Origin of the sequence: Amycolatopsis sp. cmx-4-83, assembly GCF_046548815.1 — a bacterium.
Taxonomy (GTDB): domain Bacteria; phylum Actinomycetota; class Actinomycetes; order Mycobacteriales; family Pseudonocardiaceae; genus Amycolatopsis; species Amycolatopsis pretoriensis_A.
On sequence record NZ_JAEBEF010000001.1, the window covers coordinates 653,692 to 675,511 of the forward strand.

Here is a 21,820-nt window from a genome sequence, read left to right on the forward strand (position 1 = left end):
GCCCATGAGCACTGCCGAGGCCCCGGCCGAAGCCGTCCCCGACCGGGGCGCCCCCGCCGTCCAGCTGACCGGGATCACCAAGCGCTTTCCCGGCGTGGTGGCCAACTCCGACGTCAACCTCACCGTCACCGCCGGCGAGGTGCACGCCATCTGTGGCGAGAACGGCGCCGGCAAGTCCACCCTGATGAAGATCCTCTACGGCATGCAGCCGCCGGACGAGGGCACCATCGCGATCAACGGCGACGAGGTGAAGCTGCGCAACCCGCAGGACGCCATCCGGGCCGGCATCGGCATGGTGCACCAGCACTTCATGCTCGCCGACAACCTCACCGTCGGCGAGAACGTCTTCCTCGGCGCCGAGGGCCTGCACGGCATCGGCCGCGCCGCCCGCGCGCGGCTGGCCGAGCTCGCGGAGCGGACCGGCCTGCACGCCGAGCCGGACACGCTGCTGGAGGAGCTCGGCGTCGCCGACCGCCAGCGCGTCGAGATCGTCAAGGTGCTCTACCGCGGGGCGAAGATCATCATCCTGGACGAGCCGACCGCGGTGCTGGTGCCGCAGGAGGTCGACGCGCTGTTCGCGACCGTCCGGGAGATGAAGGCCGACGGCTACACGTTCCTCTTCATCTCGCACAAGCTCGACGAGGTGCGCGCGATCGCCGACACCGTCACGGTGATCCGGCGCGGCACCACGGTCGGCACCGCCGACCCGAAGACCATCACCTCCCGCGAGCTCGCGGAGATGATGGTCGGGTCCGAGCTGCCCAGCCCGGAGACCCGCGAGTCCACGGTCACCGACCGGGACGTGCTGAGGCTGACCGGGCTGACGCTCGGTGCCGAGGGCTCCGACCGCAACGCGCTCGACGACGTCACCTTCACCGTGCACGCGGGCGAGGTGCTCGGCATCGCCGGCGTCGAGGGCAACGGGCAGACCGAGCTCGTCGAAACCATCATGGGCATGCGCAAGCCGTCCGGCGGCACGATCGAGCTGGTCGACGCCGACGGCAAAGCGCGCGACCTCACGAAGGCGGGCACGCTGGCGCGGCGCGAAGCCGGCATCGGCTACATCGCCGAAGACCGCACGCGGCACAGCCTGCTGCTCCAGCAACCGTTGTGGGTCAACCGGATCCTGGGTTACCAGACCCGCGAACCGGTCTCGAAAGGACAGTTGCTCGACATCGCCGGCGCCCGCGCCGACACCGAGCGGATCGTCCGCGACTACGACGTCCGCACGCCGGGCATCGACGTCCCGGCCGCCGCGCTCTCGGGCGGCAACCAGCAGAAGCTGATCGTCGGGCGCGAGCTGTCCGGCAACCCGGTGCTGCTGGTGGCTTCGCACCCGACGCGCGGTGTCGACGTCGGCGCGCAGGCGCTGATCTGGGAGCAGATCCGCCTGGCCCGCGCCGCCGGGCTCGCGGTGCTGCTGATCTCCGCCGACCTCGACGAGCTGATCGGCCTGTCGGACACGATCCGGGTCATGCTGCGCGGGCGCCTCGTCAGCGAGGCCGACCCCGCCACCGTGACCCCGCAGGAACTGGGCTCGGCGATGACCGGCGCCGGGGAGGGTGACGAAGCATGACGTCCTGGCGCACGAAACTGCTGCCACCGCTGCTGGCGATCGTCTTCGCCGTGCTGCTGTCGGCGATCGCGCTGATCATCTCCGGGGCCGACCCGCTCAACGCGTACGGCACGATGATCGGCCAGATGTTCAAGGGCTCCACCGCGGTCGACACGGTGAACCTGGCGACGGTCTATTACCTGTCCGGGCTCGCGGTGGCCATCGGCTTCCAGATGAACCTCTTCAACATCGGTGTCGAGGGCCAGTACCGGTTCGCCGCGGTCGTCGCGGCCATCGCCGGCGGTGCCCTCAAGCTCCCGCCGGTGCTCCACACGCTGGTCATCCTGATCGTGGCCGTCGTCGCCGGTGCGGCGTACGCGGCGATCCCGGCGATCCTCAAGGTCACCCGCGGGGTGAGCGAGGTGATCGCGACGATCATGCTCAACGCGATCGTCGGCGGGATCATCGCCTTCCTCATCAACGCCGACCAGTTCGGCGTGCAGACCGGCAACAACATCGGCACCCGCGTGATCGAGCCGTCCGGCCGGATCCCGGGCATCCCGCTCGGCTCGGGCACGCTGTTCGGGTTCGTCTTCATCGCCGCGCTGATCGGCGGCGCCTACTGGTTCATGCTCAACCGCACGCGGTTCGGCTTCGAGCTCAAGGCGTCCGGCGAATCCACCACCGCGGCCGCCGCAGGCGGCGTCAACGCCAAGAAGATGACGCTGATCGCGATGCTGCTCTCCGGCGGCGTCGCCGGCCTGGTCGCGATGCCGGAACTGCTCGGCCGCGACTTCAGCTACGGCATCACCTCGACCCAGATGTACGGCTTCACCGGCATCGCGGTCGCGCTGCTGGGCCGCAACCACCCCGGCGGCATCGCGCTCGGCGCGCTGCTGTGGGCGTTCCTCGACACCTCCGCGGTGTCGCTGGAGCAGATCAACGTGTCCAAGGAGATCGCGACGATCATGCAGGGCATCATCGTGCTGTCGGTCGTCGTGGCGTACGAGATCGTGCGGCGCGCCGACCTGGCCGCCGAGCAACGCCGGGTCGGCCGGGCACTCGCCGGCCGCAAGGGTTCCACGGTCGCCGAAGGGGGTGCGGTCTGATGGCCGTCACCGACATTTCCCGGCCCGACGCGGGCAGCCCCGGCACGATGCCGGTGCACCGCAAGCGGTCCCGGATCCCGGGCTGGCTGCGCGGGGTCATCTGGGCGGTCATCGCCATCGCCGTGCTCTCGACGGCGTCGTACTCCACCGGCGTTTCCGCGCTGACGTCGTCTAACACGGCGCAGACGGCGTTGCGCCTGGCCCTGCCGATCCTGCTCTGCGCGCTGGGCGGCCTCTGGGCCGAGCGCGCGGGCGTGGTCAACATCGGCCTCGAGGGCATGATGATCCTCGGCACGTGGGGTGCGGCCTGGGGCGCGTACTACGGCGGGGTGTGGGCCGGGCTGCTGGCCGCGCTCGTCTTCGGTGCGCTCGGCGGCCTGCTGCACGCGGTGGCGACGGTGACGTTCAACGTCAACCACATCGTCTCCGGCGTCGCGATCAACCTGCTCGGCCTCGGCGTCACGAAGTACCTGGCGAACCTGATCTTCGAGCCGCTGTCGGGCAACCCGCGGCAGTCGCCGGTGGTGCCGAAGTTCGACACCTACTCGGCGAGCGGCCTCTCGGACTGGCTCGGCGACCTGGAGAAGGAGCAGCGCGTCGGCATCTCCGACGTCGCCGGCATCCTGCGCGGCCTGGTCACCGAGGTGGCGCCGCTGACGATGATCGCGATCATCCTGGTGCCGGTCAGCTTCTGGGTGCTCTGGAAGACCCGGTTCGGCCTGCGGCTGCGCTCGTGCGGCGAGAACCCGGTGGCCGCGGAGTCCCTCGGCGTCAACGTCTACCGGCACAAGTACATCGCGATGCTGATCTCCGGCGCCTTCGCCGGGATGGGCGGCGCGTCGCTGGTGCTGCTGCGCGGCGGCGCGGACTACCTGGAGAACCAGACCAACGGCCGCGGGTACATCGGCCTCGCGGCGATGATCTTCGGCAACTGGCGCCCGGGCGGCCTGCTCGGCGGCGCGGCGCTGTTCGGCTACGCGGACGGCCTGCAGCTCTCCGGCGGCGGCGAAGCGGTGCTCGCGCTGCTGTACGGCGCGGTCATCCTGGTCGGCGTCATCGTCGTCGTGCAGCTGTTCCGGCGGCAGTGGATCGCGGCCGGGCTCGGCGTCGTCGGCGCGGGCGTGCTGTACGCGATCTACTACGCCAACGACACGCTGCCGTCGGACCTGATCCCGTACACCGCGCACTTCGTGACGCTGATCGTGCTGGCGGTGGCTTCGCAGCGGCTGCGGCCGCCGAAGGCCGACGGCCAGCCGTACCGGCGGGGTGAGGACTGATGACGTCCACTGTGGACTGGGATGCACTGCGTTCCCAGGCGATTGAGGCCGCTTCCCACGCGTACGCGCCTTATTCGGGCCTGCACGTGGGTGTCGCGGGGATCGTCGACGACGGCCGCGTGGTCACCGGGTGCAACGTCGAGAACGCGTCCTACGGGCTCGGGCTCTGCGCGGAGTGCACGATGGCCGGCCAGCTGCGGCTCTCCGGCGGCGGCCGGCTCGTGGCGGTCGCGTGCCGCAGCGGCGCCGGTGACCTGCTGATGCCGTGCGGGCGCTGCCGGCAGATCCTGTTCGAGCTCGGCGGGTCCACGTGCCTGGTGGACACGCCGAGCGGGATCCTGCCGATGTCCGACGTCCTGCCGGACGCCTTCGGCCCGGACGACCTGCCGTGAGCGCCTTCGCCGCGGTCGACGTCATCCGCACCAAGCGCGACGGAGGCCGGCTTTCGGACGAGCAGATCGACTGGGTCGTCGACGCGTACACGCGCGGTCTTGTGGCCGAGGAGCAGATGTCCGCCTTGGCCATGGCGATCTTCCTGCGGGGCATGGACTCCGGGGAGATCTCGCGGTGGACCGGCGCGATGATCTCGTCGGGGGAGCGGCTCTCCCTGGACGTTTCCCGGCCGACGGTCGACAAGCACTCGACCGGCGGGGTCGGCGACAAGATCACGCTGCCGCTGGCGCCGCTCGTGGCCGCCTGCGGTGCGGCGGTGCCGCAGCTGTCCGGGCGCGGGCTCGGGCACACCGGCGGCACGCTCGACAAGCTCGAGTCGATCCCCGGCTGGCGGGCTTCGCTGACCACCGCGGAGATCGCGCGGCAGCTCGAAGACGTCGGCGCGGTGGTCTGCGCGGCGACGTCCGGGCTCGCGCCGGCGGACAAGAAGCTGTACGCGCTGCGGGACGTCACGTCGACCGTGGAGTCGATCCCGCTGATCGCCAGTTCGATCATGAGCAAGAAGATCGCGGAAGGCGCGTCCGGGCTGGTCCTGGACGTGAAGTTCGGGTCGGGCGCGTTCATGAAGACGCTTTCGCAGGCCCGGGAGCTGGCCTCGACGCTGACGTCGATCGGCGTCGACCACGGCGTGCCGACGACCGCGCTGCTGACCGACATGAACGTCCCGCTGGGGCGCGCGGTCGGGAACGCGGTCGAGGTCGCGGAGTCCGTCGACGTGCTCAAGGGCGGCGGTCCCGCGGACGTGGTTTCGCTGACGCTCGCCTTGGCCCGGGAGATGCTGGCGCTGGCGGGCATTTCCACGGACCCGGCCGCGGTGCTGGCCTCCGGCGAGGCGTACGAGGTCTGGTGCCGGATGATCGCCGCCCAGGGCGGCGACCCGTCGGCGCCGCTGCCGACGCCGTCGCACGTCCACACGGTGGTCGCGCCGGCCTCGGGCGTGCTGGCTTCCCTGGACGCGTACGCGGTGGGCGTCGCGGCCTGGCGGCTGGGCGCGGGCCGGGCCCGCAAGGAGGACCCGGTCCAGGCGGCGGCGGGCGTGCTGTGCCTGGCCAAGCCCGGCGACGCGGTCACCGAGGGTGAGCCGCTGCTGGAACTGCACACGGACACCCCGGAAGCGGTCCCGGCGGCCTTGTCAGCGCTGGAAGGCTGCTTCGCGGTCGCATCGGCCGCGTCGGCGCCGGAGCCGATCGTGCGGGAGACGATCCGCGGCACGGTGTGACGACCATCGCGAAGATGATCACCCACCCGAGTGACCCTCGCGCATCTTTCCCTACGAAAGCTCCGCCTCCGGCCCGGCCCGAAGCCGCACTTTCACGTGAAAGTGCGGCTCTGGCCCGGCCCGAAGCGGAGCTTTCGTAGGGAAAGTGGCGTTTCGGAACGTGAAGAGGCCCCCGCCGGCGGACCGGTGGGGGCCTCTTCGTGGGGGCTGGGTTACTCCGTGGCTTCTTCGGTGCCTTCGCCCGTCTTGGCCTTGACGTCGGCCGGCTTCGGGGCGCGGCCGTTGCGGGAGGTGCGACGCGGCTGGCGCGGGGCCGGCGGCGGCGGGGCGATCTGCTGGACGGCCGGGCCGCCGCCGAGCATCAGCTCCGCGAACGTCGCCATCGCCTCGTCGAGCTGGCCGCCGATGCGGCGGACGCTCTCGTCGTTGCTCTTGCGGACCAGCGTGTCCACCGAGTCGGTGTCCGGCTGCTTGGACAGCGTGCCCTCGACCTTGGACAGCCCGGCCTTGAGCGCGCCGTCGAGGTCGCCGATGCCGGAGAGGAAGCCGTCCTCCACCTTGTCGAGGCGGCCGGCCAGGTCGTCGAGGCGGGTGGTGACCGTTTCGAGGCGGTTACCCAGGTTCTCCAGGCGGTCCGAGGCGTCGATCATCTCGCCGGTTTCGGTCAGCGCCACCTTGAGCGCCTCGGTGTTCGCGTCGATCCGCTCGTGCGTGGTGCGGCCCAGCTCGCCGACGCGCTCCTGCGTGACGCGGCTGAGCTCGTCGACCTTGCCCCGCAGCTCGTGGTCGGAGCCGTCGACGCGCTCGCGCAGCGTGTGCTCGGCCTGCTCGATCCGCTCGCGGACCGGGCCGGTGACCGACTGCGGGATCGAGTCGAGCTTCGCGTCCTGCTTGTCCAGGTGGCCGCCCAGCTCGTCGAGCCGGCGGTGGATGTTCTGGAGCTTGTCTTCGAGCCCGTCCATCCGGCCGCCGACGCCCTCGAGGCGCGCCGCCATGCCGTCGAGCCTGCCGTCGAGCTGCGCGAACGGCTTGGCCAGCTTGTCGACGATGCTCTCCACCGCGCGGGTCAGCGCCGAGAGGGCGTTGTCCTGGGCCTCGAGCCGGGACATCGTCTCGTCGAGGCGCTCGGCCAGCACGCCGACCTCGGTGCGGTCGGGGAGCTCGGACAGCCGCTTGCGGACCGCGCCCAGCGAGTCCACCGGCGCGAGGCGGGCGTAGATGTCGTCGAGCGCGTCGAAGATCTGCTGCTGCTCGCTCTCACGCACTTCGGCCGCGCGCACCAGCATGTTGCGCATCCGGTCGAAGGACGGGGCCGCGGCAATGTGGTTGTCAGTGGTCACTGCTGTGTCCTTCGTCGGCGGGGAAATGGAGGGACGTGCCACGAAGCTTATCGATTGCAAAAATTGCTGTCTGTATGGCCCCCGTGAAGAGCCTATTGCGGAGGCTGCCCCCGGATGGCCGATTCGTTGCCCGATCCTCGACGCTCAGGGTTAGCCCGAGGCTGAGGGTTACGGCCATGTAGGGGAATGACAACGAGGTTACCGTTGGGGGATGCCTGACGAAAGCCCTGTTCTGACCGGCGAGACGCTCCGCCGCGCGCCCAAGGTGCTGCTGCACGACCACCTGGACGGCGGTCTCCGCCCGGCCACCGTCGCCGAACTGGCCGAGCGAACCGGCTATACCGGACTGCCCACCAGCGACCCGGCCGAGCTGGGCAGCTGGTTCCGCCGGGCGGCCGATTCCGGGTCGCTCGTGTCCTACCTCGAGACCTTCGCGCACACCTGCGGGGTGATGCAGACGGAGGATGCGCTGGTCAGGGTCGCCGCGGAAGCGGTCGAGGACCTGGCCGCCGACGGCGTCGTCTACGCCGAGGTGCGCTACGCACCGGAGTTGTTCGTCGAACGCGGTCTGTCACTCGATGCGGTGGTCGAGGCCGTCCAAGCGGGGTTCACGGAGGGCACTCGCCGCGTGGCCGCGAACGGCGGCAGCATCCGCGTCGCGACGTTGCTCTGCGCGATGCGCCAGCACGCCCGCGCCCTCGAGATCGCCGACCTCGCCGTCCGCTACCGCGACGCCGGCGTCGCCGGGTTCGACATCGCGGGCCCGGAAGACGGATTTCCCCCGACCCGCAATCTCGACGCGTTCGAATACCTGCGCCAGAACAATGCGCATTTCACCATTCACGCCGGCGAAGCGTTCGGTTTGCCGTCCATTTGGGAGGCGATTCAGCACTGCGGCGCCGAGCGGCTCGGGCACGGCGTGCGCATCGCCGAGGACATCAAGACCGACGCGGACGGCACGGTCCACCTTGGACGGTTGGCCGCGTATGTCCGCGACCGCCGCATCCCCCTGGAGATCTGCCCGACGTCGAACGTCCAAACAGGCACGGTCCGCTCGATCGCCGAGCACCCGATCGGCCTGCTCGCCAAGCTGCGCTTCCGGGTGACCGTGAACACGGACAACCGGCTGATGAGCGGATGCACGATGACCAGCGAATTCGCCGCGCTGCACGAGTCCTTCGGGTATGGCCTGGACGACTTCCGCTGGTTCACCATCAACGCGATGAAATCCGCGTTCATCGATTTCGACGCGCGGATCGCGCTGATCGACGGCGTCATCAAGCCCGGGTACGCCGCGCTGGCCTGACCCGCGCGCCGGGAGGACCGCGGCCGCCGAACGGTGGTTGCGGTCCTTAGCTATGCCAACTATCGTTCACCATGTAGGAATTCTTTCCCGTTATTTGGGACGGTGGCGAAGATGGCGCAGGTCGCGGACGGCTCGGTGGAGCGGGTGCAGGCGAGTTCACGGCGGTGGCTCATCCTCGCGCTCGGCCTCGCCGCGCAGACCGCGAGCTGCTCGTTCCTCTACGGCCTCCCGTTCCTGGTCCCCGCCATGCGCGCGGGGGAGGGGCTCACGCTGGCGGAGGCCGGCACGGTCGTCGCGGCCCCGAGCATCGGGCTGTTGTTCACCCTGATCGTGTGGGGCGCGGCTGCGGACCGTTACGGAGAGCGCCTGATCATGGCTCTCGGACTGGGTGCCTCGGGGTTACTCCTGGTGTACGCCGGAGTCGGTGATCACTCGGTCGGGCTGCTCTTTGGGGTGTTCCTCGCGGCCGGTGCGTGCACGGCCTCGGTGAACGCGGCGAGCGGCCGCGTGGTGATGGGCTGGTTCGCGAAGTCCGAGCGCGGCGTCGCGATGGGGATCCGCCAGACGGCCCAGCCGCTCGGCGTCGGCGTCGCGGCGCTGGGGCTGCCGCCGCTGGCCGCGCACTTCGGGTTCCGCGCGGCCGTGCTGCTGCCGGCCGGGCTCGCGATCGTCGTCGCGCTGCTGGTGGCGTGGCTGGTGACGGACCCGCCCCGGCCCCCTCGGGCGGCCGGCGGGGTCAAGCCGCCTTCGCCGTACCGGCACGCGACGCTGTGGCGGGTGCACGGGGCGAGCGCGCTGCTGGTGGTCCCGCAGTTCGCGGTGTCGGCGTTCGCGCCGGTGTACCTGGTGTCGGTGCAGCACTGGAGCGCGCTGTCGGCGGGCTGGTACCTGGCGGTGGTCCAGGTGCTGGGCGCGCTGGGCCGCCTCGGCTCGGGCTGGTGGTCCGACCGCGTCGGCAGCCGCCTGCGCCCGATGCGGCAGCTGGCGGTGCTGAGCTGCGCGGTGATGCTGCTGGTGGCACTGGGCGACGTCTCGTGGCTCTGGCTGGTGCTGCTGGCACTGGCGCTGGCGGGGATCATCACGGTGGCCGACAACGGCCTGGGCTTCACGGCCTCGGCCGAGCTGGCGGGCCTGGCCTGGTCGGGCCGCGCGATGGGCACGCAGAACACGGGCCAGAACATCGCGGCCTCGCTGACCCCGCCCCTGCTGGGCCTGGTGATCGGCGACAGCCGCTACGCACTGGCGTTCTGCGTGGCGGCGATCTTCCCGGCCCTGGCGGTGGCGGTGGTCCCGGTCCGCGCGGAGCACCACGAGTCCTGACACCCGCCCGCGGGGGCGCCCCCCGTCTCCAGCGTATCGGCGGCCACTGACGAAAACCGGCCGTCCACGGCCGGGCCGACCCAGGTTGTCCACAACCGGCTGGGCCTGTGGACCGCTGCTCCGCGTCCGGGCGGCGACGTCATGAACGACCCTTTCATGACATCCGGGCACCCTCGGACACGACGAAGGCCGCCTCCCCGAACCAGCGGGGAAGCGGCCTCCGGAGTGAAAGATCAAGCCACCGTCAGGCGGTTCTCGAACGTCTCGACGAGCTTGCGCCAAGCGCTCTGCTCGGCGTCGAACGGCGCGCTCGGCTCGAGGCGCGTCGGGTCCGGGCGGAGCACGAACGACACCAGCCAGCCCAGGCTTTCGTTCGACGCCAGCGCCGTTTCGACGCTCTCGTCGCCCGCCCAGTCGGCCGCGTCCGTGATCAGCTCGACCGCCAGCTCCAGCTGCGTCGGGTCGATCGCCTCCGGGCCCTCCGCGATGTCCGCGTCGAGGCCGGTCAGCACGTACGTGTTCTCCGCGTCGACCTCGATCTCGAGCTCGCCGGCCGTGGCCTTCGCCAGCACCTCGTCCCACGTGGACACGTCGGCGAGGTCCGTGTCGGCCAGGTCCTTGCCGTCGGCCAGGGCCCGCGCCAGCGCCTTCTCGGACGTGAACACGTCGATCTCGCCCTCGCTGCCGAGGAAGACCGGGGTGTCGTCGAGGTAGCAGCGCAGCGTGTAGTACTCCGCGCCGGAGGTGATGATCTTGATCGGGTCGATGCCGACCTCGGCCCAGAAGCCGACCGGGCCCTCTTCCTCGTCTTCGTCGTCGTCCTCGTCGTCCGAGTCCGCGGCGTCGATCGCCTCGAGGTCCTCTTCGCCCTCCGCGCCGGCCTCGGCCTCGGCGGACTCCTCGTGGAACGCCGCCAGCTCCTCGGCGGTCTGCTCCAGCACCTTCTCGTCGACGTCCGGCGCCGTCACCAGGCCGTCGATCGCGTCCAGCACGGTGTCCCACTTCGTCGACACCGTCTCGGACAGGTCGTTCCACACCTGCACGCCGACGCTCCCGGTGAACGGGAGGGTGCCCTGGTCGAGCAGCGAGAAGCCCTCGGTCGAGTCGAGGATCTCGTGGACCTCTTCGAGGTCGCAGACGTCGGCGAGCGAGCGCACGATGCCGACGATCTCGGCCAGCTCGGCGATGTGCCAGACGTCCGGCTCCTCGGCGACGAGCTCGGGCACGCCGACGAGGTCGTACGTGTGGTCCTCGTCCGGGATCAGCTCGGGCACGTTCAGCGACGGCACCGCGTCCCACGCCGGGTGGTCGAGCAGGTCGTGCCGCTCGGACGTGCGGACGAAGGCGGCCAGGTGCGCGGCGTCCGGGAAGGCGTACAGGTCGTCCTCGTCGCCGAGGAACGCTTCCCACTCCTCGCCGTCTTCCCGCCAGCGCGGGGCCCACAAGGTGACGACGTCGCCTTGTGGCAGCCCGAGTTCGATCGGGATGATGTCCTGTGCCATTCCTAAGCCCTCCGGAGTACCGCCCGTGTGCGCGCGACACCGTATCTGCCGGTCGAAGCGCGGTAACGCGAAGCCTACGGGTTTACCACTCGTGATGCGATCGCCCCTGCCGACTTTGCGACGAGCGGATGGCACGATGGACCCCTGATGACTCTCACAGACCTCCTGCCTGCGGATCCCGACCCCGACGCCCTGTTCGAAGCGTTCACGACCTGGACGGCCGATCGGGGCATCGAGCTGTACCCGGCGCAGGAGGAGGCGGTGATGGAGGTCGTCTCCGGATCGAACGTCATCCTCTCGACGCCGACCGGCTCCGGGAAGAGCCTCGTCGCCGTCGGGGCGCACTTCACCGCGCTCGCCCAGGGCCGCCGCAGCTACTACACCGCGCCCATCAAGGCCCTCGTCTCGGAGAAGTTCTTCCAGCTCATCGAGATCTTCGGCGCCGACAACGTCGGGATGATGACGGGTGACTCCAGCGTCAACCCCGACGCCCCGATCATCTGCTGCACGGCCGAAATCCTGGCGAACATCGCGTTGCGCTTCGGCGCCGAAGCGCCGGTCGGGCAGGTCGTCGCCGACGAGTTCCACTTCTACTCCGAGCCCGACCGCGGCTGGGCGTGGCAGGTGCCGCTGCTGGAGCTGCGAGGAGCCCAGTTCGTCCTGATGTCGGCGACGTTGGGCGACGTGTCCTTCTTCGAAAAGGACCTCACCCGCCGCACCGGCAAGCCGACGGCCGTCGTCACGTCGGCGCAGCGCCCGGTGCCGCTGACCTTCCGGTACGCGCTGACGCCGTTGCACGAGACCATGTCGGAGCTGCTCCACGGCGGTCAGGCGCCGGTGTACGTCGTGCACTTCTCGCAGGCCGCGGCCATCGAGCGGGCGCAGACGCTGATGAGCATCAACGTCACGACCAAGGCCGAGAAAGAGGCCATCGCGGAGCTGATCGGCGACTTCCGGTTCGCCGCCGGCTTCGGCAAGACGCTCTCGCGGCTGGTCCGCCACGGCATCGGCGTGCACCACGCCGGGATGCTGCCGAAGTACCGCCGGCTGGTCGAGACCTTGGCCCAGTCGGGGCTGCTCAAGGTGATCTGCGGGACCGACACCCTCGGCGTCGGCATCAACGTGCCGATCCGGACGGTGGTCTTCTCCGCGCTGACCAAGTACGACGGCGTCCGCCAGCGCCACCTCAAGGCCCGCGAGTTCCACCAGATCGCCGGCCGCGCCGGGCGCGCGGGCTACGACACCGACGGCTACGTCGTCGTGCAGGCGCCCGACCACGTCGTCGAGAACGCGAAGGCCCTCGAGAAAGCGGGCGACGACCCGAAGAAGAAAAAGAAGATCGTCCGGAAGAAGGCGCCGGAGGGCTTCGTCAACTGGACCGAGAGCACGTTCGACCGGCTGATCGCGGCCGAGCCCGAGCCGCTGACGTCCAGCTTCAAGGTCACGCACTCGATGCTGCTCAACGTGATTTCGCGGCCGGGCAACGCCTTCGACTCGATGCGGCACCTCCTGGAGGACAACCACGAGGACCGCGCGTCGCAGCGCAAGCTGATCCTGCGCGCCATCGCGATCTACCGCGCGCTGCTCGCCGCCGGCGTCGTCGAACGGCTGGACGAGCCGGACGAGCAGGGCCGGATCATCCGGCTCACCGTCGACCTGCAGTTCGACTTCGCGCTCAACCAGCCGCTTTCGCCGTTCGCGCTGGCCGCGATCGACCTGTTCGAACTGGACTCGCCGAGCTACCCGCTCGACGTCGTGTCCACTGTGGAATCCACTGTGGACAATCCACGGCCGGTGCTGTCGCAGCAGCAGTTCAAGGCGCGCGGCGAGGCCGTGAACGCGATGAAGGCCGAGGGCATCGAGTACGACGAGCGGATGGAGCTGCTCGAGAACGTCAGCTACCCGAAGCCGCTGGAAGAGCTGCTGCAGGGCGCGTTCCACAGCTACCGCCAGGGCCACCCGTGGGTCGACGACTACGAGCTCTCGCCGAAGTCCGTGGTGCGCGACATGTACGAGCGCGCGATGAACTTCGTCGAGTACATCGGTTTCTACCAGCTCGCCCGGTCGGAAGGGCTGGTGCTGCGCTACCTCACGGACGTCTACGACTCGCTGCGCCACACGGTTCCGGACGAGGCGAAGACCGAGCCGCTGCAGGACCTCATCGAGTGGCTCGGCGAGCTGGTCCGGCAGGTCGACTCGAGCCTGCTGGACGAGTGGGAAGCCCTGCGGCACCCGGACGAAGAGGGCCCGGTGTCGACGCGGCCGCCGTCCGAACCCCCGGCCGTCACGCGCAACGAGCGCGCGTTCCGCGTCCTGGTGCGCAACGAGCTGTTCCGCCGCGTCGAGCTGTTCGGGCGGCGGGCGTGGTTCCCGCTCGGCGAGCTGGACGCGGCTTCGGGCTGGGACGCCGACGCGTGGCAGGAAGCCATCGAGGACTACTTCGAGGAGTACGACTCGCTCGGCACCGGCCCGGACGCGCGCGGCCCGGCCCTGCTGCTGATCGAGCAGCAGCCGGACGTCTGGAAGGTGCGGCAGATCTTCGACGACCCGGCCGGCGACCACGACTGGGGCATCAGCGCCGAAGTGGACCTGGCCGCGTCGGATGAGGCTGGGTCCGCGGTGCTCCGGGTGATTGCGGTGGGCGCCCACTGACGCTTTCGGAGGTTCCGGGTGGCGGAGCCCCCGGCCCGGGGCGAAGCCCCGGATGGCACCGACCGTTGCGGATTCCCGACCCCTCAGTCATCGTGAGCACATGGTGGCGACAGTGCGGGAGCACCGGATCGGCGACGTGCGCTGGACGATCGTCCGGGGGCCCCGGGAAGCCGCTTTCCGCGAGCTGGGGGCGTACGCCGCCGACGACATCCGGACCGTCCTCGCGGGACTGCCGTCGTGGCCGGTCGCCGAGCGGGCCCGCCGGTTGCCGGTGCGGTTCCGGGCGATCGAAGCGGCGTCGCAGGTCGAGCACCCGGACGCGTACGCCGAGCTGACGGCGCTGGCCGCGGGCGCGGGCGTCCCGTTCGACGACCTGCTGCTGGCCAACCTGCGCGGCGACCTCGACGCGGGCGACGGCACCGGCTGCACGGACCTCGCGTGGGCGGGTTCGCCGTCGCTGCTCGGCCACAACGAGGACGGCGCCCCGGTGTTCGACGGCATCGGCCGCCTGCTGACGCTGCTGCTCGACGGCGAGCCCGGCGTGTGCGTCTGGTGGTACCCGGGTTTCCTGCCGTCGAACACGTTCACGCTGACGACGCACGGACTGGTGTGGGGCATCGACAGCGTGAGCGTGGTGACGCCGTCGCCGTGCGCCGGCCGCCATTTCGTGGCCCGCACGGCCCAGCGCGCGACTTCGGTGCCGGAAGCGGTGTCCCTGCTGCGTTCCCACGCTTCGGCGGGCGGCTTCGCCTACACGATGGGCCGGCTGGGCGCGCCGGCGGTGACGGTGGTGGAGAAGGCGGGCCACGACACCGCGGTGTCCACTGTGACCAGTGGGCTTTCCTGGCACACCAACCACTTCCGCCAGCTACCGCACCTGGACGGCGCGGGGGAGGAGAGCCTCGACCGCGCGGAGGTGTGCGCGCACCTGACCCCGACGTCCCCGGACGCGAAGTGGCTGGTCTCGACGTTGACGAACGACGTCCACCGCACCGCGGCCGGCGGCGACGAGCTGCTGACGTTGAGCACGGTGGTGACGGACCTCGGTTCGGGCGAGGTGACGCTGGTACCCCGCGGCGGGGAGCCGCTGCAGGCGCGGGCACCGGACCTGGCCGCGGGGAACGTCGACGACGTGGGCTGAGCTACGCCACCGGGGTCAGGATCGCCTGGGCGTCTTCGCCCGCGAACCACAGCCCGATGGCGAACGCCGCGGTGGCCTCCAGCAGGGCCGCGCGGTCCAGACCACCCGCGACCACCGGCTTCGCGCCGACGTCCCGCACCAGCGTGCTCACCGCGTCGAGCGCAGCCGGGTCGTCGCCGCACAACGGAACCGACAGCGGGCGGCCGCCGAACACCGGGGGTGTCATCCGCCAGACGTCGACGTGGGCGAGGTTGAACGCCTTCACCACGTGGGCGTCCGTGGCGATCCGCGCCGCCACCGGTGCCCCGGTCAGCGCCGGGTCGTTGGTGCAGTCCACCAGCACCTTCCCGGCCAGGGGACCCGCCGCCGCGACGACCTCGCCGACCGCGGACGACGGCACCGCCAGGAGCAGCACGTCGGCGGACTCCGCCGTCTCGCGCCAAGAACCGGGGGAAGCGCCGAGTCGCGCCGCCAACGCGGCGGGGTCGGACCGGCCGCTCACCCGAAGCTCGTGGCCGGCCCTCGCCCACTGCGTGCCGAGCGCGTCCGCCATCCCGCCCGTGCCGAAGATCCCGATCCGCATGCGTCCTCCTTGTGCTTGGCTGGTACCAGCACGACGGTAGGAACCCGGGAAGGAACCGAACGGTAACCATGGACTTCCTCGCCGACTGCCGGACGCGGCTCGCGTTCGACCTGGTCGCCAACACCTGGAACCCGGTGGTGCTGTGGGCGCTGCGCCACGGCCCGCGCCGGCACGCCGACCTGCGGCGCGAGATCGGCGGGATCAGCGCCAAGGTGCTCACCGAAGCCGTGCGGCGCCTGGAGTCCGACGGGCTCGTCGAGCGCCGCGAAGGCGCGTACGCGCTTACGTCGCTGGGCACGAGCTTCCTGGCGCCGATCGAGGGCTTCGGGCGGTGGGCTGCCGAGCACGGCGACGCCGTCGTCGCCGCTCAAAACCGAGCACGATCAGCGTGACCAGCGACAACGCCGGGAGCGGGTAGCCCAGCAGCAGTCCGGCGGTGACGTCGAACGCCGGCGCGCCGGCTCCCGCCACGAACACCCAGGCCGGCGCGGTCGGCGGCTTCGCGGGCGGCGACCACGGTGTCTTGCGGCCCGGCTTCGCGACCGAAAGCCACGCCTGGAACGCCAGCGCGCTCGCCATCGCCGCCGCCCCCGCGATCTGCGGCCAGGCGACCGCGCCGGTGTCCGCGGATCCGTGCAGCGCGGGGGAGAGCAGGAAGATCCCGGCGTAGAGCTGCACCAGTGTCAGGACGAACTTCGTGAGCACCCACCAGTGCCGGAAGTAGCCCCACGCGGTCGCGCCGGCGAGCAGGAGGCCGGTGAACGCGGAGGCGTTCGCCATCGGCGCGAGCAGCACGGTGTCGAGCCGCTCCGCCATCGCGGGCGCGCCCGTGGCGGTCAGCACGACCAAGGCGAGGGCCTGGCTCATCCAGGCGACGGACGACACGACGTGCAGCCAGACGACGGCCTGGCGCCAGCGGGGAGAAGTCTTCACGCCGTTCAGGCTCGCCGAACCGGCTACCACGGCACATCGGGCGCGACCCGGGTTTCGCCCCGGAGCCCGGGAGGCCGCGCGTACTCCCGGCGGAGTACGAACCCGCGGCGGCCGTACGCCTCAGGTGGTCGCGACCGGGTTCTTCGCGGCCAGGGCCAGGAGGGGGACCGCGGCGGCCGCGTCGGTGATCAGCGTCGACGCCATCCCGGACCGCAGCACCGCGTCCACCGCCGCCGCCTTCGGCTTGCTGTAGCCCAGCGCGATCACCTCCGGCACCGCCATCAGCTCCTCGTGGCTGATCGCCAGCACGTGGTGCGCCAGCCCGGTGGACAACGCGTTCCCGGCCGCGTCGAACAGCCGCGCGGCCACCTCCGCCGTCGCCCCGCGGGCCGCGATCGCCGCGCGCTCGGCCTCGTCCAGCGCGTCGTACACCGTCGACTCGCCGGGCTGCCACGCCCCGATGCTGACCACGGCTTTGGTGAGGTTCCGGAACTGCCCGAACGTCTCGGCGATCCCCGGCTGGCGCCGCAACGTCTCCGTCGTGCGCCGGTCGGGCAGCACCAGCGGGCCGAAGATCGGGTAGGCGTCGCCGCCGGACACGCTCGTCACGCGGCTGACCGTCTCCACCGAGCGGCCGCGCATGTCCACCCCCGCCTGCACCCCGCACAGCTGGACGACCGGGCAGCGCGGCAGCTTCCGGATCGCTTCGGTCATCGCGTTGACCGAGCGCGCCCACGACAACCCGATGACGTCGGACGGAGTGGCGATCTCCTCCAGCAGCCGGGCGGCCAGCGCCCCGATCTTCGCGCGGACGACCTCTCGCGGTTCTCGCTCGGTTGAGCGTTCGAGAACGAGGGCTCGCTGCAGGCCGTACGCCGAGCGCACCTCGTCGGACAGGGCGAGGTCGACCGGCGCGGGCAGCGAGAACTCCACTCGAACGAGCCCGGACTCCCTGGCGGTGTCGAGCATCCGCGCGACCTTGAACCGGCTGACGCCGAACTCGTCGGCGATCTCCAGCTTGGAGCGTCCCTGCACGTAGAAGCGCCGGGCGACGGTCGCCAGCAGCATGGCTTCGGTCAAGGCCACCGGTTTGTTGGACGTGCTCATATGAGCACTATAGTCAGAAATCCCTGCAAAAGGTTGACGAATCACACACGTCAGACCTGTAATGCCTTCACGTGTTCTCGACGCCATAGGTCACTGCCGCTCATATGAGCGCGAGGAAAGGGGCTAGGCATGCGTGCCGCCATCATCGACCGGCCCGGCGAGATCAGGGTCGGTGAGGTGCCCGATCCGAAGCCGCGGGAACGCGAGGTGGTCGTCAAGGTCGGGGCCTGCGGGATCTGCGGGACCGACCTGCACATCGCGGACGGGCACTTCCCGCCCACCCCGTACCCGATCGTCCCCGGTCACGAGTTCGCCGGGGAGATCGTCGAACTCGGCTCGGACGTGCCGGGCGGCTGGCAGGTCGGCGACCGCGTGGCCGTCGACCCCTCGCTGTTCTGCGGCTACTGCGGCCCGTGCCGCTCCGGCCACGGCAACCTCTGCGCCAACTGGAACGCCACCGGCGACACCGTCGACGGCGCCTTCGCCGAGTACGTCGCCGTCCCGTCGGCGAACTGCTACCGCATGCCCGACGCGATGACCTGGGAACAGGGCGCGCTGGTCGAACCTGTTTCCTGCGCGGTGCACGGCGTGCGCCGGGTCGGGGTCGAAGCCGGAGAGCGCTTCCTCGTCGTCGGGGCCGGCACGATGGGCCTGATCATGCAGCAGCTGCTGCAGCGGGCCGGCGCGCACGTCACGGTGGTCGACCGCAACGCCGAGCGGCTGCCGCGCGCGTCCCGGCTCGGCGCCGTCGCCACCGCGGCGGACGTCGGCGAGCTGAACGACGAGAAGTTCGACGTCGCCGTCGACTGCACCGGCGCCGCGCCCGCCATCGAAGCGGCGTTCGACGCCACCCGACGCGGTGGCCGGCTGCTCGTCTTCGGCGTCGCACCGGCCGAAGCCCGCGTCGCGCTCTCGCCGTTCCGCATCTACAACGACGAGATCACCATTGTCGGCTCGATGGCCGTGCTCGACAGCTACGGCGTCGCGCTCGACCTCGTCGCGGACGGCGCGATCGACACCGGAGAGCTGCTCACCGACCGGCTGCCGCTCGAGCAGTACCCGGACGCGCTGGCCAAGATGCGCAGCGGCGCGGGCCTCAAGGTCCAGGTACTCCCCGGAGGTGGCCGTGCGTAAGCTGCTCACCCTCCTCGCCGCGACGTCGCTGGTGGCCACGGGGTGCGCGGGTGCCGGCTCGGTCGGCACCGGCGGCTCCACGCTCGTCATCGCGATCGTGTCGAACCCGCAGATGAAGGACGCGATCTCGCTCGCGCCGGAGTTCGAGAAGGCGACGGGCATCAACCTCAAGTTCGTTTCGCTGCCGGAAAACCAGGCCCGCGCCAAGATCACCGCGTCGACGGCCACCGAGGGCGGCGAGTTCGACGTCGTCATGATCAGCAACTACGAGGCCCCGCAGTGGGCGGCCAACGGCTGGCTCGAGAACCTCGAACCGCACATGGCGGCCACCCAGGGCTACGACGAAGGCGACTTCATCCCCAGCATCAAGCAGTCGCTGTCGTATGAGAACCAGATGTACGCCGTGCCGTTCTACGGCGAGTCGTCGTTCCTGGCCTACCGCAAGGACCTCTTCGAGAAGGCCGGGCTGACCATGCCGGCCAAACCGACGTGGCAGCAGGTCGCCGACTTCGCCGCGAAGCTCGACGACAAGGCCGACGGCGTCGCCGGTATCTGCCTGCGCGGCAAGCCCGGCTGGGGGGAGAGCCTCGCGCCGTTCAGCACGGTGGCCAACACCTTCGGCGCCCAGTACTTCGACAAGGACTGGAACGCCAAGCTGACGTCGCCGGAGTTCGAGGAGGCCGCGAACTTCTACGTCGGCCTGATCCGCGACCACGGTGAGGTCGGCGCCTCCAGCGCCGGGTTCTCCGAGTGCGGCACGCGGTACACGCAAGGCCAGGCCGCGATGTGGTACGACGCCACGGTCATGGCGGGCACGAACGAGGACCCGTCGAGCAGCAAGATCGTCGGCAAGTCCGGGTACGCGCCGGCGCCGGTGGTCAAGACCCAGGCCAGCGGCTGGCTCTACACCTGGGCGCTCGGCATCCCGAAGGTCGCCGAGGACAAGGACGCGGCCTGGAAGTTCATGGCCTGGATGACCGACAAGGCGTACGTGCGGAAGGTCGGGGCGACCTACGGCTGGAACCGCGTCCCGCCGGGTGTGCGACAGTCCACTTACGACATCCCGGACTACGCCAAAGCGGCCGCGGCGTACGCGAAGCCCACATTGGACGGGATCGCGGACGCGAACCAGCAGAAGGCCATGGCGAACCCGGTGCCCTACCCCGGCATCCAGTTCGTCGGCATCCCCGAGTTCCAGGACCTGGGCACCCGGGTGAGCCAGCAGCTGTCGGCGGCGATCGCCGGGCGCGAGTCGGTCGACGACGCGCTGAAGCAGTCCCAGGACTACGCCCGGACCGTGGGCGACTCCTACAAGGCGGTGCAGTGATGTCCACGCTCTCGGTCGACACGCCCAAGTCCCAGGCTCACGCGAAGGCCGTGGAGAAGCGCGGCCTGAGCACCGCGGCCAAGCGGCGGCTGCCGCTGCTGCCCGCGCTGGTCTTCGTCATCGCGGTGACGCAGCTTCCGTTCCTGCTCACCGTGTTCTACTCGTTCCAGTCGTGGAACCTGGTCCGCCCGGGTTCGCGGCACTTCGTCGGTCTCGACAACTACATCGACGTCTTCAGCGACACGACGTTCCTGGTCGCCCTGCTCAACACCGTGGTGCTGACGGTGGTGTGCGTGCTGGTCGCGCTGCTGCTGGGCCTCGGCCTGGCGATCCTGCTCGACCGGAAGTTCTTCGGCCGCGGCGTGGTCCGGACGTTGCTGATCACGCCGTTCCTGATTCTGCCCGCGGCCGGCGCGCTGCTGTGGAAGACGACGATGTTCGACCCGACCTACGGGCTGCTGCACTTCGTCTTCGGTACCGACGTCGACTGGCTTTCGGAGTTCCCGCTGGCGGCGGTGATGGCGCAGATCGTCTGGCAGTGGACGCCGTTCATGATGCTGCTCATCCTCGCGGGCCTGCAGAGCCAGCCCAAGGACGTCCTCGAAGCGGCCGATGTGGACGGTGCGGGCCGGTGGCGGACGTTCGTGTCCATCACGCTGCCGCACCTGTCCCGGTTCCTGCAGCTGGCGACGCTGCTGGGCGCGATCTACATCGTGAACAGCTTCGACGCGATCTTCCTGATGACGCAGGGCGGTCCGGGTACCGCGAGCACCAACCTGCCGTACTACATCTACCAGCGCGCGTTCGAAGGCTTCGACGTCGGCCAGTCGTCCGCCATGGGCGTGGTCGTGGTCATCCTGACGATGATCGTCGCGACCTTCGCGCTGCGCTTGATGTTCCGCACGTTCTCGGTGGATGGAGGCGTCAAGTGACCACGCTCGCCCGCGGCAAGGCCGGCCCTCGTTCGCTCACCGTCGTCACGTGGATCATCGCGATCGTGTTCGTCTTCCCGCTGCTGTGGATGATCCTCACGGCGTTCAAGCAGGAGTCCGACGCCTACACCGACCCGCCGAAGCTGTTCTTCAGCCCGACGTTCGACCAGATCGCCAACGTGCTGAAGGGCGGGTTCCTGCCGTACGTGTCGAACTCCGCGTTCGTCACCGTGCTTTCGACGGTGCTGGTGCTCCTCCTGGGCATCCCGGCGGCGTACGCGTTGTCGCTGGCGCCGGTGAAGAAGACGTCGAACGCGCTCGGCTTCTTCCTCTCGACGAAGATGCTGCCGATCGTGGCGGCGATCATCCCGCTGTACATCATTTCCCAGAACACGGAGCTGCTGGACACGGTGTGGGCGCTGGTCATCCTGTACACGTCGATGAACCTGCCGCTGGCCATCTGGATGATGCGGTCGTTCTTCCTGGAAGTGCCGCACGAGATGATCGAGGCCGGGCGGATCGACGGCGCGAACCTGCCGACGTTGCTGCGCAAGATCATCATGCCGGTGGTCGCGCCCGGGATCGCGGCGACCGCGCTGATCTGCGTCATCTTCTCCTGGACCGAGTTCTTCTACGCGGTCAACCTGACGGCGGCGCGGGCCGGCACGGTGCCGGTGTTCCTCGTCGGGTTCATCACCAGTGAGGGCCTGTACTGGGCCCAGCTTTCCGCCGCCGCGCTGCTGGCCTCGCTGCCGGTGATGATCGTCGGCTGGATCGCGCAGAACCACCTCGTCCGGGGGCTGTCGATGGGAGCGGTGAAGTAGTTCGCGCCGTCGACGGTCTCGACCTCGCGGTGCCGGACGGCGAGTTCCTGGTGCTGGTCGGGCCCCCGGGCCTCCTGCGAGACGGCCAGATCGACGACGGTGTCCA

18 protein-coding genes and 1 pseudogene are annotated in these 21,820 nt (G+C 70.3%); 14 read left to right on the forward strand and 5 right to left on the reverse strand.

The window, feature by feature from the left end:
• Positions 1 to 4: 4 nt before the first annotated feature.
• Genes ACLJQM_RS03375 through ACLJQM_RS03395 form a run of 5 tightly spaced genes read left to right on the forward strand, consistent with a single transcriptional unit; the run spans position 5 to position 5,613 of the window.
• Complete coding sequence (locus ACLJQM_RS03375; protein WP_360768506.1) at positions 5 to 1,576, forward strand: ABC transporter ATP-binding protein; 1,572 nt, start codon at positions 5 to 7, stop codon at positions 1,574 to 1,576.
• Entirely contained in the window at positions 1,573 to 2,664 is a 1,092-nt protein-coding gene (locus tag ACLJQM_RS03380) for an ABC transporter permease (RefSeq protein ID WP_247014819.1), read from the forward strand. The genes ACLJQM_RS03375 and ACLJQM_RS03380 overlap by 4 nt, the downstream gene beginning before the upstream one ends.
• Positions 2,664 to 3,941 (forward strand): ABC transporter permease, encoded by a 1,278-nt coding sequence (locus ACLJQM_RS03385; RefSeq protein WP_247014817.1) that lies wholly within the window; start codon positions 2,664 to 2,666, stop codon positions 3,939 to 3,941. Before ACLJQM_RS03380 ends, ACLJQM_RS03385 begins: the two co-directional genes overlap by 1 nt.
• Positions 3,941 to 4,333 (forward strand): cytidine deaminase, encoded by a 393-nt coding sequence (locus tag ACLJQM_RS03390; RefSeq protein ID WP_247014815.1) that lies wholly within the window; start codon positions 3,941 to 3,943, stop codon positions 4,331 to 4,333. Before ACLJQM_RS03385 ends, ACLJQM_RS03390 begins: the two co-directional genes overlap by 1 nt.
• On the forward strand, positions 4,330 to 5,613 hold the full coding sequence (locus ACLJQM_RS03395) for a thymidine phosphorylase (protein ID WP_410630113.1): 1,284 nt from the start codon (positions 4,330 to 4,332) through the stop codon (positions 5,611 to 5,613). The genes ACLJQM_RS03390 and ACLJQM_RS03395 overlap by 4 nt, the downstream gene beginning before the upstream one ends.
• A gap of 212 nt (positions 5,614 to 5,825) precedes the next feature.
• Here ACLJQM_RS03395 and ACLJQM_RS03400 read toward each other — a convergent pair whose 3' ends face one another.
• Entirely contained in the window at positions 5,826 to 6,953 is a 1,128-nt protein-coding gene (locus tag ACLJQM_RS03400; protein WP_410630114.1) for a PA containing protein, read from the reverse strand.
• A 211-nt stretch (positions 6,954 to 7,164) separates the two neighbouring features.
• On the opposite strand from ACLJQM_RS03400, the gene ACLJQM_RS03405 reads away from it, so the two are divergent.
• Positions 7,165 to 8,259 carry an adenosine deaminase gene (locus tag ACLJQM_RS03405; protein ID WP_247014809.1) on the forward strand — a complete coding sequence of 365 codons (1,095 nt, stop codon included), beginning with the start codon at positions 7,165 to 7,167 and terminating at the stop codon, positions 8,257 to 8,259.
• A gap of 111 nt (positions 8,260 to 8,370) precedes the next feature.
• A complete protein-coding gene (locus ACLJQM_RS03410; RefSeq protein WP_410630115.1) occupies positions 8,371 to 9,579 on the forward strand; it encodes an MFS transporter in 1,209 nt (402 codons plus the stop codon).
• Between the two features lie 233 nt (positions 9,580 to 9,812).
• Here the strand turns inward: ACLJQM_RS03410 and ACLJQM_RS03415 are convergent, their stop codons facing one another.
• Positions 9,813 to 11,081 carry a primosomal protein gene (locus tag ACLJQM_RS03415; protein WP_247014805.1) on the reverse strand — a complete coding sequence of 423 codons (1,269 nt, stop codon included), beginning with the start codon at positions 11,079 to 11,081 and terminating at the stop codon, positions 9,813 to 9,815.
• A 147-nt stretch (positions 11,082 to 11,228) separates the two neighbouring features.
• Here ACLJQM_RS03415 and ACLJQM_RS03420 point away from each other — a divergent pair, with 147 nt between their 5' ends.
• Together ACLJQM_RS03420 and ACLJQM_RS03425 are read left to right on the forward strand one after the other, a co-directional pair.
• Positions 11,229 to 13,733, forward strand: a complete 2,505-nt coding sequence (locus ACLJQM_RS03420; RefSeq protein WP_410630116.1) for a DEAD/DEAH box helicase — start codon at positions 11,229 to 11,231, stop codon at positions 13,731 to 13,733.
• Between the two features lie 100 nt (positions 13,734 to 13,833).
• Positions 13,834 to 14,874, forward strand: a complete 1,041-nt coding sequence (locus ACLJQM_RS03425; protein ID WP_410630117.1) for a C45 family autoproteolytic acyltransferase/hydolase — start codon at positions 13,834 to 13,836, stop codon at positions 14,872 to 14,874.
• Position 14,875: 1 nt separating this feature from the next.
• Here the strand turns inward: ACLJQM_RS03425 and ACLJQM_RS03430 are convergent.
• Positions 14,876 to 15,466, reverse strand: a pseudogene (locus ACLJQM_RS03430) (NADPH-dependent F420 reductase); the annotation flags it as partial.
• Between the two features lie 59 nt (positions 15,467 to 15,525).
• On the opposite strand from ACLJQM_RS03430, the gene ACLJQM_RS03435 reads away from it, so the two are divergent.
• A complete protein-coding gene (locus tag ACLJQM_RS03435; protein WP_360768533.1) occupies positions 15,526 to 15,849 on the forward strand; it encodes a winged helix-turn-helix transcriptional regulator in 324 nt (107 codons plus the stop codon).
• Here ACLJQM_RS03435 and ACLJQM_RS03440 read toward each other — a convergent pair.
• The gene (locus ACLJQM_RS03440; RefSeq protein WP_410630118.1) at positions 15,740 to 16,390 is read right to left on the reverse strand and encodes a hypothetical protein; all 651 of its coding nucleotides are present in this window, start codon (positions 16,388 to 16,390) and stop codon (positions 15,740 to 15,742) included. The genes ACLJQM_RS03435 and ACLJQM_RS03440 overlap by 110 nt on opposite strands.
• 120 nt (positions 16,391 to 16,510) lie before the next feature.
• A complete protein-coding gene (locus ACLJQM_RS03445; protein ID WP_360768538.1) occupies positions 16,511 to 17,497 on the reverse strand; it encodes a sugar-binding transcriptional regulator in 987 nt (328 codons plus the stop codon).
• Between the two features lie 129 nt (positions 17,498 to 17,626).
• Here ACLJQM_RS03445 and ACLJQM_RS03450 point away from each other — a divergent pair, with 129 nt between their 5' ends.
• The 4 genes from ACLJQM_RS03450 to ACLJQM_RS03465 are packed head-to-tail and all read left to right on the forward strand — an operon-like array spanning position 17,627 to position 21,714.
• Positions 17,627 to 18,631, forward strand: coding sequence for a zinc-dependent alcohol dehydrogenase family protein (locus ACLJQM_RS03450; RefSeq protein ID WP_360768540.1), 1,005 nt, complete (start codon positions 17,627 to 17,629; stop codon positions 18,629 to 18,631).
• Positions 18,618 to 19,958 (forward strand): ABC transporter substrate-binding protein, encoded by a 1,341-nt coding sequence (locus tag ACLJQM_RS03455; RefSeq protein WP_410630119.1) that lies wholly within the window; start codon positions 18,618 to 18,620, stop codon positions 19,956 to 19,958. Before ACLJQM_RS03450 ends, ACLJQM_RS03455 begins: the two co-directional genes overlap by 14 nt.
• Positions 19,958 to 20,890, forward strand: coding sequence for a carbohydrate ABC transporter permease (locus ACLJQM_RS03460; protein ID WP_410630120.1), 933 nt, complete (start codon positions 19,958 to 19,960; stop codon positions 20,888 to 20,890). The genes ACLJQM_RS03455 and ACLJQM_RS03460 overlap by 1 nt, the downstream gene beginning before the upstream one ends.
• The gene (locus ACLJQM_RS03465) at positions 20,887 to 21,714 is read left to right on the forward strand and encodes a carbohydrate ABC transporter permease (RefSeq protein WP_410630121.1); all 828 of its coding nucleotides are present in this window, start codon (positions 20,887 to 20,889) and stop codon (positions 21,712 to 21,714) included. The genes ACLJQM_RS03460 and ACLJQM_RS03465 overlap by 4 nt, the downstream gene beginning before the upstream one ends.
• Positions 21,715 to 21,820: the final 106 nt, after the last annotated feature.

What these genes read in the sequence shown, in the direction of transcription:
- ACLJQM_RS03405 (WP_247014809.1), top strand. Translation starts at nt 7,165, where the DNA reads ATGCCTGACGAAAGCCCTGTTCTGACCGGCGAGACGCTCCGCCGCGCG.
- ACLJQM_RS03425 (WP_410630117.1), top strand. Translation starts at nt 13,834, where the DNA reads ATGGTGGCGACAGTGCGGGAGCACCGGATCGGCGACGTGCGCTGGACG.
- ACLJQM_RS03385 (WP_247014817.1), top strand. Translation starts at nt 2,664, where the DNA reads ATGGCCGTCACCGACATTTCCCGGCCCGACGCGGGCAGCCCCGGCACG.
- ACLJQM_RS03420 (WP_410630116.1), top strand. Translation starts at nt 11,229, where the DNA reads ATGACTCTCACAGACCTCCTGCCTGCGGATCCCGACCCCGACGCCCTG.
- ACLJQM_RS03460 (WP_410630120.1), top strand. Translation starts at nt 19,958, where the DNA reads ATGTCCACGCTCTCGGTCGACACGCCCAAGTCCCAGGCTCACGCGAAG.
- ACLJQM_RS03380 (WP_247014819.1), top strand. Translation starts at nt 1,573, where the DNA reads ATGACGTCCTGGCGCACGAAACTGCTGCCACCGCTGCTGGCGATCGTC.
- ACLJQM_RS03390 (WP_247014815.1), top strand. Translation starts at nt 3,941, where the DNA reads ATGACGTCCACTGTGGACTGGGATGCACTGCGTTCCCAGGCGATTGAG.
- ACLJQM_RS03410 (WP_410630115.1), top strand. Translation starts at nt 8,371, where the DNA reads ATGGCGCAGGTCGCGGACGGCTCGGTGGAGCGGGTGCAGGCGAGTTCA.
- ACLJQM_RS03435 (WP_360768533.1), top strand. Translation starts at nt 15,526, where the DNA reads ATGGACTTCCTCGCCGACTGCCGGACGCGGCTCGCGTTCGACCTGGTC.
- ACLJQM_RS03375 (WP_360768506.1), top strand. Translation starts at nt 5, where the DNA reads ATGAGCACTGCCGAGGCCCCGGCCGAAGCCGTCCCCGACCGGGGCGCC.
- ACLJQM_RS03450 (WP_360768540.1), top strand. Translation starts at nt 17,627, where the DNA reads ATGCGTGCCGCCATCATCGACCGGCCCGGCGAGATCAGGGTCGGTGAG.
- ACLJQM_RS03445 (WP_360768538.1), bottom strand. Translation starts at nt 17,497, where the DNA reads ATGAGCACGTCCAACAAACCGGTGGCCTTGACCGAAGCCATGCTGCTG.
- ACLJQM_RS03415 (WP_247014805.1), bottom strand. Translation starts at nt 11,081, where the DNA reads ATGGCACAGGACATCATCCCGATCGAACTCGGGCTGCCACAAGGCGAC.